The organism is Achromobacter xylosoxidans, assembly GCF_002192695.1.
GTDB classification, from domain to species: Bacteria; Pseudomonadota; Gammaproteobacteria; order Burkholderiales; family Burkholderiaceae_B; genus Achromobacter; species Achromobacter xylosoxidans_C.
The window spans coordinates 1-1266 of sequence record NZ_MTLG01000033.1 but is presented as its reverse complement, the minus strand read 5'-3'; the positions used below and the strand labels follow the sequence as shown (position 1 = coordinate 1266).

The following is a 1266-nucleotide window of genomic DNA, read 5'->3' as shown; positions in this document are numbered from 1 at the left end:
CAGCTTGCGCTTGAGGCTGGCGACGATGAGTTGCCGGTGCGCCTGCGGTTGGCCGGTATAGACCGGCGGATTGGCGCTGTTGAGGGCGTCGAGCAGTTCGTCGCCGAACTCGCCAACGAAATCCTGAAGGCTCAGGGTCAGAGGGTTGGATTCCGCGTCGAGCAGTTCGCCCTGCACGGGTGTGGCTTCAGCGGTAGTGGTGTCGAGATCGAGGGACATGGTGATGCTCCAAAGAAAATGGGGCATGCACCACCCCCAACGGGGCAATGGCATGCCCCGGAGTGGGAAGAGAATCGGCGCGTGGCCGAAGGTTGAAGGTGCGGGCCTGGGTGGCCTGCGAGTGAACCGTGCTCAGTCCTCGGACGGCAACACGATGACGGTGGCGCTGCGCTGCGCGTCGGTAACGATGCGAATGGCCAGCCCTGGGTGGATCACGTAGTGCGACTCCAGCGAAGCACCTGATTGAAGCGCGGTGCTGTTGGCCTGCCATTGCTGGACGTTGACGTCTCCCCAGTCGCCACGGGTGTGGCGCCTGAAGTACGGGATTGGGTCGAGGCGACCCGCGCGGACCAGGCGGTCAACGGCTCTGCTGAAGATAAGCGCCCCGATGGGGAACGCCAGCCTCTGGCAGTAGGTTTCGATGCGATGCGATGCCATGGGCTCCTCCTTGGTTATTGAGCCACGACACCCCTGGCGGAGTGAAGTGGCTCCGTCAGGTGGATGGGATGACGAGGCGGTGCCTTCAGATCAGGTCGCGCTCTTCGGGAAGCTGGACCACCGTGGTCTGGTGGTCTTCGCTGGTCTTCACGATCAACACCAGTTCCGGCGTGATCCGGTACTGGGAGATCATCAGGTTGTCCTGATCGAGTGCGACATCGTTGGCCTGGCGGGTGGCCTCGTCGATCTCGCCCCAGTCGCCGCGCACGTGGCGCTGCACATAGGACAAGGGATCGATGAGACCTCGGCGGGCCAGCCAATGCACCTTCTCGCTCAACTGCAACGAGGCCGGTGCGAACAAGGGTTGCTTGTGCGGCGCGGGCCGCTTGAACGGATTGGGGAACATGGTGTTTCTCCTTCGATGAAGTGCAGCGGGACGTCAGGCGTCCGGGGGATTAGCGGATGGTCAGCACCTCGCCCCGTGTCGGGGAGCCAGGCGTCATGTCCCATGCGCGGATGACGGGAACAAACTTGTCGGTGAGGATGCGGGTCTCGGCGATCGAGCCGTCTTCGCGTTCGGTGAATTCCCGCTGGAGCGTCTTGTCCTTG

The 1266-nt window shown here is 63.3% G+C and carries 3 protein-coding genes and 1 pseudogene; all 4 read right to left on the bottom strand.

Features of this window, described 5'->3' with window-relative positions; genetic code table 11:
- A partial coding sequence (locus BRO63_RS04475; RefSeq protein ID WP_143219443.1) for a hypothetical protein occupies positions 1-219 on the bottom strand: 219 nt, incomplete at its 3' end.
- Between the two features lie 132 nt (positions 220-351).
- Positions 352-657 (bottom strand): hypothetical protein, encoded by a 306-nt coding sequence (locus BRO63_RS04470; protein ID WP_003050312.1) that lies wholly within the window; start codon positions 655-657, stop codon positions 352-354.
- 85 nt (positions 658-742) lie between these two features.
- Entirely contained in the window at positions 743-1063 is a 321-nt protein-coding gene (locus tag BRO63_RS04465) for a hypothetical protein (RefSeq protein WP_003050315.1), read from the bottom strand.
- 49 nt (positions 1064-1112) lie between these two features.
- Positions 1113-1266: pseudogene (locus BRO63_RS33905) on the bottom strand (DUF6094 domain-containing protein); the annotation flags it as partial.